General features: G+C 62.1%; 8 protein-coding genes. 2 read left to right on the top strand and 6 right to left on the bottom strand.

What is annotated here, in order from left to right; genetic code table 11:
* Positions 1-409: 409 nt before the first annotated feature.
* Together GVL61_RS21470 and GVL61_RS21465 are read left to right on the top strand one after the other, a co-directional pair.
* On the top strand, positions 410-697 hold the full coding sequence (locus GVL61_RS21470; protein WP_159982766.1) for a TauD/TfdA family dioxygenase: 288 nt from the start codon (positions 410-412) through the stop codon (positions 695-697).
* Between the two features lie 377 nt (positions 698-1,074).
* On the top strand, positions 1,075-1,956 hold the full coding sequence (locus GVL61_RS21465; protein WP_235037826.1) for an SDR family NAD(P)-dependent oxidoreductase: 882 nt from the start codon (positions 1,075-1,077) through the stop codon (positions 1,954-1,956).
* Positions 1,957-2,033: 77 nt separating this feature from the next.
* Here GVL61_RS21465 and GVL61_RS21460 read toward each other — a convergent pair whose 3' ends face one another.
* The 6 genes from GVL61_RS21460 to GVL61_RS21435 all read right to left on the bottom strand — a co-directional run bounded on the left by GVL61_RS21460 (position 2,034) and on the right by GVL61_RS21435 (position 6,774).
* Positions 2,034-2,969 (bottom strand): SDR family NAD(P)-dependent oxidoreductase, encoded by a 936-nt coding sequence (locus GVL61_RS21460; protein ID WP_159982762.1) that lies wholly within the window; start codon positions 2,967-2,969, stop codon positions 2,034-2,036.
* Positions 2,966-3,844: an SDR family NAD(P)-dependent oxidoreductase gene (locus GVL61_RS21455; RefSeq protein ID WP_159982760.1), complete on the bottom strand. Its 879-nt coding sequence runs from the start codon at positions 3,842-3,844 to the stop codon at positions 2,966-2,968. Before GVL61_RS21455 ends, GVL61_RS21460 begins: the two co-directional genes overlap by 4 nt.
* Positions 3,844-4,422, bottom strand: coding sequence for a nuclear transport factor 2 family protein (locus GVL61_RS21450; RefSeq protein WP_235037825.1), 579 nt, complete (start codon positions 4,420-4,422; stop codon positions 3,844-3,846). The genes GVL61_RS21455 and GVL61_RS21450 overlap by 1 nt, the downstream gene beginning before the upstream one ends.
* The gene (locus tag GVL61_RS21445; RefSeq protein ID WP_159982758.1) at positions 4,412-5,308 is read right to left on the bottom strand and encodes an SDR family NAD(P)-dependent oxidoreductase; all 897 of its coding nucleotides are present in this window, start codon (positions 5,306-5,308) and stop codon (positions 4,412-4,414) included. Before GVL61_RS21445 ends, GVL61_RS21450 begins: the two co-directional genes overlap by 11 nt.
* Positions 5,305-5,850 carry a nuclear transport factor 2 family protein gene (locus tag GVL61_RS21440; RefSeq protein ID WP_159982756.1) on the bottom strand — a complete coding sequence of 182 codons (546 nt, stop codon included), beginning with the start codon at positions 5,848-5,850 and terminating at the stop codon, positions 5,305-5,307. Before GVL61_RS21440 ends, GVL61_RS21445 begins: the two co-directional genes overlap by 4 nt.
* A gap of 129 nt (positions 5,851-5,979) precedes the next feature.
* A complete protein-coding gene (locus GVL61_RS21435; protein WP_159982754.1) occupies positions 5,980-6,774 on the bottom strand; it encodes an enoyl-CoA hydratase/isomerase family protein in 795 nt (264 codons plus the stop codon).
* Positions 6,775-6,794 lie beyond the last annotated feature (20 nt).

Here is a 6,794-nt window from a genome sequence, read left to right as displayed (position 1 = left end):
AATACTGCCACCCCGAGCCCTGAAGCCCCGGGAGCAGGCGCCGTCGCCCACATGTCCCTTCATCAAAAACCTACAATGTCAAAAAGCACAACCAGACAAAAAACCCGGACAACCACTCATCCCCCGCTTCTTGCGATTAGGGAGAGAGCCAGATGCCCGTCCAATGTCGGCGACCGCGGCAACAACCAGATGGGCCGCTGCGGTGAACAGCCCTCTAAGAGCCACCCGCGATTCGGTCAAACCAAAGTTTTCCACGACTTCTCCACAACCCCAAACCGACGATCAAACCGGGGTCCGATGCGCCAGCTCCCATTCCGACGCGACAGCATCTGATCTGCTGATAGCCACCATGGCCACGCTATTCTGCTTGAGGGTTTTCACGGCAAAGCTCGGGCAATGACATTGGCATTTGATCGCCCCTGAGATCAACAAAGAGGCCGTCGAACACCTCAAGCGTTCACTGTTCTGGCGCATCGATGACACGATGAACCCGGCACCAAGCCGGTGCTCGATCTTACCGGTAAGGTTTTGCCTACCCCGGGGCGACAACACCGAGTTCTCTAATTGTTACGCCGCTTTCGACGACCTGCCCCCAGAGACTAAAGCCGCGATCGACAATCTCAGGGTCATTCAATCGATGTCAAATACCGGGCTCTATCACACGCCCGAACCCTCGCTTCCACAACTGAAGGATTAGCAATCCAAGGGCGAAAAGGAACTGCCACTGGTCTGGCGGCACTGGTCCGGCCGACGAGCCTCGTGCTCGGCAATACCGCGCAGCAGATAGTAGACAAGACGCTGGCCGAACGCGCACGCATTCGTCATTCGCTCCGCGAGTTCGCGACGTCCGGGCCTACCATTACAGCCATGAATGGCGCGTCGGGGTTTCGGTCATGTAGGACAATACCGGTACGCTCCGCTGCGCAATGTCCCCTATCGTGGTATGTCAGGCTCGATCTTTTGGCTCCCCCGGAAAAGCGGCACCAACCATCGCCGCCACGCTGGCGGGGCCCTTGATTGCCATGTCCGCCATCGTGCATGGACGCGCAGGCGCCTTTTCGACGGAGCACGGCAGTGACAAGAATATCAACGCCAGTGGCGGTCGTAACCGGCGCAAGTTCCGGGATCGGCAAGGAAGTCTCCAAGGCGCTGGCACGCCAGGGTTGGCGCGTTATCGGGACCGGACGCGATCCTGCCCGCATGGCTGCAGCCAAGGCAGAGATTGCCGCCCTTTCCGTAACAGGCGCCGTCGATATGATCCACGCTGACCTGTCACTCATCGCGGCGGCACGTAAAACCGCTCGGCGGATCGAGGAACTCACCGATCGCATCGACCTGCTGGTCAACAATGCCGGCGGCATGGCGAGCGAGATGGTTCTCACTTCCGAGGGTCTGGAAGCGAATTTCGCGGGTAACCATCTGGGGCCGTTCGTGCTCACCAACGAACTCCTTCCGCTGCTGCGCAGCGCAGCGATGGAAAGGGAGGCGGGTATGGTTCGCATCCTCAACACGGCATCCGACGCAAGCGAGATGATCCCGGCCATCAACCTCGACGACCTGCAGAGCCTGAAGCGTTTCGACCCGGGCCTCGCCTATTGCACCGGCAAGCTTGCCAACGTCCTGTTCACGCGGGCGCTCGCAATGCGGCTCCGCGAAGACGGGATCGTCGTACACGCCGTTCACCCCGGCGCGGTGGAATCGAACTTCTTTTCCTACGCACCGCAGGCGACACAGGAGCGCACACGCGATCTCGCCAAGGCGACCGAAGAGGAAGGCGCGGATACCCTAGTCTGGCTGGCAACAGACGACGAAGGCAGGCAAACCAGCGGCGGATACTGGTTCCGCCGCGCGCCGCGCGCGCCGAACCCGATCGTCGAAGACCAAAGCATTCTCGATCGCTTCTGGCTGGAAAGCGAAAGGCTGGTCGAGCAGGCAGGCCTGGCTCAAACGTACTAAGCGAACAAGGCCTCAACTGAGGCCACGATCGCGTCTCAGCGGTAATCAATCAGATTGAATTGCGTGAGATAGTAATCTCAGTGCTGGGATAACGCATCGCGCGGCAGTGCAAAGCTCTTTGCCATGTGTTCTGCAAAGCCGTTTTCAACCGGGTGGAATGTCCACCGCACGCCTTCGTCGCGAATGGCATCCATGTCCGCAGCGACCTGGTCGATTGTCCATTCGGGACGATAAACGCCTTTTGTCTCCGTGACGAAAGCACGAGCGATGCGCCCCGCCATCGACACGTAGAGTTCACCCGAGACCGGGCAGCTTTCGTGAGCCAACAGGGCGACCACGGGGGCAACGAGTTCCGGTCCCATTGGCGGGTACTGCGTCACGTCGAGCCCTTCGGCCATGCGCGTGACCGCACCGGGCAGGATCACGTTCGACTTCACACCCCGATCCGCGCCCTCGATCGCAATCATGTTGTTGAGGCCAATCATGGACGACTTCGCCATCGCATAGTTCACGCCGTGCGCGATCGAATAGAGGCCACCGATCGATCCGCTAAGGACCACGCGGCCATAACCCTTTGCCGCCATCCATTCGAAAGCGGGGCGCACGACGTTGAACGCGCCTAGCAGATGGACATCGAGCACCGCGCGAAAATCTTCGTTGCTGATGGCATCAAGCCCGCCATTGCGCACATTGCCGGCGCTGGCGATCAGCACATCGATACGGCCGAAAGAGTCGAGGGCCGCATCGACGATGGCCTTGCCGCCCTCAGGCGTCACGACACTATGCGTACAAGCTACCGCTTCGTAGCCGGCTGCACGAAGGGCACGCGCGGATTCCTCCGCTGGGCCAGCATCGCCGCCTGAACCCGACATCGCGCTCCCGTTGTCGTTGATGAGGATCCTGGCGCCGAGCGAGCCCAGCAGCTGCGCATAGGCGAAGCCAAGCCCCCGCGCTCCGCCAGTTATGACGACGACGCGCCCATCGAACCGGCGCCAGTTTTCCGAGGCAGTCATGCCGTTCTCCAGGTCGTATCTCCGGCAGCCCATAGCGGCGCGCCCCGGCTAGCGCGCAGGGATGGGATCTCGCGTCCGTCCTTGTCGGTCACTCCATACTCGGATGCGAGTTCTGCGTTGATGAAGGTTCCGCCCGATTTCGCGGAGACCTGCGGGTCCATCGCCAAGGCTGCAATCACGCGCCCAGGGAACTCCGGCGAGGAACCGACTGCGCTGTTGAGTTGACCGGCCATTCCCGGGACCGACTTGAGGTTCTCGGTCGCCCGCTCGGTATAAGTGAAACCCTGCCACAACGACACGGCGCTTACGCCCGTCCCCTGCAATTCATGACCGAAGTCGCGCATCATGCGATCGGTAGCGGACTTGGTCGTGCCGAAGACGACGTCATAGGTATAGGTCACCCCGACATATCCCGAAAGCGCCGCTATCAACCCCGAGCCCTGCGGCACCATGATACGCGCAGCATGCCAGGCAGCGATGTAGGCAGCCCGCATCCCGGTGTCCCAGATCTGCCACTCCTCGGCGAGCGGTTTTTCCCAAAAACCGACACGTTGTGTCATCGCATCAGGAATGGCCATCGCATTGTTGACCAGCACATCGAGCCGCCCCTCATCGCGTTGGACGCGCTCGAAGACTTTGGCGATCTGAGCATCGTCGAGCAGGTCCATGGCGATCGCCACGCCCTTGCCACCGCGCGCATTCACTTGCGCCACGGTTTCCTCGAGCGATCCGGGAAGCACGTGCCCTCCGGGGCTAACCGTCCTGCCAGTCACGTAAACCGTCGCACCGTGATCGGCCAGCGCGCAGGCGATGCCCTTGCCGATGCCCCGACTGGCACCGGTGATGACCGCAACTTTGCCAGTCAGCGCACCCATCAGGCTTTCACCGGATTGGCAGGCGCGCGCCGGTTGACCAGCGGGCGCTGGTAGGACGGGTCGGCCATGCTGCGCGAAGACACCCCGTTCACGGCGATGTCGAGAACATCCGCGAAGGGGAGCGGCATGGGAGGTGGCAAACAGCCCCACTCGATCACGTTGGTCCGCAGCGCGATCCGCCAGATACCACCGCGCCGCTCAAGCCGGTCTATGTAGCGGCCGCCCGCGATCCACAGACTCTCGTCGTGATTGCGCCCGACAAATTGATAGTAGGTTTCGGAATGCGCGGTGTGTCCGTCAAGGTCGATGGAAGTCTGCAGCAGCGAGTGGTGTGTAACGATCTGCCCCGCCTCGTGCATCGGCACGGCCCAGTCCCAGCAGTCCGCCGCGCTGCCAACGAACGGACCAGCCGCCATCTCCGCATCGTCCCAGAACGCCGAGAGGTAGATGCTGCGGTCGAAACGGTCCATCCCGCGTGAGAAGCGCGCAAGGCACTCACGGATGTCTTGCTTGTCCAACATCGCGTCGATGCGCGCATCACGGTCATTTGGATGCTCCATCGGCTGATCACTTGCCACGGTAGTCCACCTCCGAGATCGGTTTCCAGATCGGCGACCCGCGCGTCGCGCGGGCCGAAGCGATGACCGCACCGTCGACATCGGTCAGGCCGTATTCCTGCGCCAATTCGGCCGTCACGAACTCTCCACCCGAGCGCTTCATGACATCGGGATCGGCGGCAAGCGCAGCGACCACCCGGCCGGGGTGCTCGACGCTGCTGCCCTGCATAGAGGTAATGGACTTGGTCATCCTGTCGCCCATCTTCGCGAGGTTATCCCTGGCCTTCTCGGTCAGCGTCAGCCCCTGCCACAAAGTGAGCGAGGCAACGCCGTGCGGCTCAAGTTCGATCGCCATGTCGCGCGCCATGCGGTCCACCGCCGACTTCGAGGTCCCGAAGATCACGCCGTAGGTATAAGTCACCGCAGCAAAGCCCGAAATTGCCACGATCAGGCCAGACTTCTGCGGCGCCATAATTTTCGCTGCGTGCCAGGCAGCAACGTAGTTGGATTTGACGCCGACATCCCACATCTCGAGATTGGCCAGCGGCTTTTCCCAGAAGCCCTTGGGCGTCAGCAGATCGTCGGAGAGTGTGAAGGCGTTGTTGACAAGAATGTCGAGCCTGCCCTGCTCCGAAGCGATGCGCGCAAAGAGCGCCCCCACCGCCGTATCGTCGCCGTGGTCGCAAGCAACGGCAATGCCGCCGCCCCCGCTGTCCTTGCCGCGCGCATCGCACTCGGCCGCAGTGCCCCCGACGGTGCCGGGGAGATAATAGTCGCCCTCCCGAACCGTGCGGCCCGTCACATAGACGATCGCGCCCTGCTCGGCGAGTACAAGCGCGATTCCCTTGCCGATACCCCGGCTCGCACCTGTGACGAGCGCGACCTTACCCGCGAGCGGCGCGCTCATGCCTTGTCTCCCGCAAACCAGTGCTCGGAGAAATCGCCCTTGGCGCTGCCTGGGAAGTGCTCGGCTGTAAAGGGATAGCCCATCACCCCCTTCGACCAGTCTGCCGCGGCGCCCCAGTCCTGCTCCCAATCGTAGAGCATCACGCGGTCGGCGATGCGCCATTCGGGCGAACCCGCTTCATTGGCGCGCTTTTCAAAGGTATCGAGATAGCGACCGCCGATGCAGGTATCGCGGTCTCCCTGTCCCATATCGACGCGGTGGTAGGAGAATACGTGCGTTTCGGCCCTGGCGAGGTCGCCGGCCAGTTCGACATGCGTCTGACCCAGCAGATGCTGCGTGTCCTTGATGGCGTCGGCGCCGGGCACGACCCACGCGAGATAGGTTTCGAAATCCCCGTTGTGCACGCCGTAGTCGAACCGCGCCTCAGGCCACCAGCACGAGCGTATGAGATCGGCGCTGCGCCGGTCCTCGCCTCGTGCCAGCCGCGCCACGCACGAGCGGATGGCCTCGCGGTCCAGCATCTCGCGTAAAACCTGCTCCATCATGCCTCTCCTTGATCCGCCTCTATCGAGGGCGGCTTGTTCAGGTTCTAGCCGATCCGGCTGCTCCCGATTTGACCGATGCGGACAGAGATGCAGAATCCGGGATCATCGCCTCTGCGCCCGCATTTTTCACGGCTTCGGAACGTCCAATCCTTCCGGTATCCACGCAGGCGGACGCTTTTCCATGAAGGCGCGCATACCTTCTCGCGGTTCATCGGAATGCTGCAACGACCAGAACATGGTCTGGTAGTCTATCGCACCATACTGCTGGTTGAGCATGCGCTTGACATGCGTGCGTGCCTCCGGCGCGGTCATCAGGACTTCACGCACCGCCTGCAAAGCCGCTTCGCGCAATTCGTCGTGCGGCACGACCCGCGATATCAACCCTATGCGCTGTGCTTCGCGTGCGTCGATGGTGCGTGCGGAAAGCAACAGATCGCGTGCGGTAGCAAGGCCGACGTGGGCAGGCAGCATTGCCGCGTAAGAGGAATCGATAATTCCACGCAGCAGTTCGGGCACGCGGAAGCTCGCTCGCTCGCTCACCACGGCGATGTCCGCCATCATTGCGATCAATAGCCCTCCAGCCTGGCAGATGCCGTTGACGGCCGCGATCACCGGCGCAGTGCTTTCTCGGATGCTGATGAACGGAAGACTTTCGTAACTCAGTCCCTCGGGGACGCGCTCGTCTCCGGGCTCATAGCGGCCGCCCAGATCACCCCCGGGCGAAAAGACGTCGTCCGTCCCGGTGATGATGAGCGCACGAAGTTCCGGGTCGGTATTGACGAGCCTCACAGCGCGCTTGATACCAAAGTACATCGCCGGAGTAAGGGCGTTACGCGCATGCGGCCGGTCGATCACGCACCACGCTATCGGACCGTCCCTCTCAATCCGTAGCGCCGATGCACCGAGGTCATCTCCGTCCATTCATCTACCCCTTCAGGTTC

The organism is Novosphingobium sp. 18050 (assembly GCF_902706195.1).
Classification (GTDB): Bacteria; Pseudomonadota; Alphaproteobacteria; order Sphingomonadales; family Sphingomonadaceae; genus Novosphingobium.
Note: the sequence above shows the minus strand (reverse complement) of the source record. Positions and strands in the feature narration are given on the sequence as shown.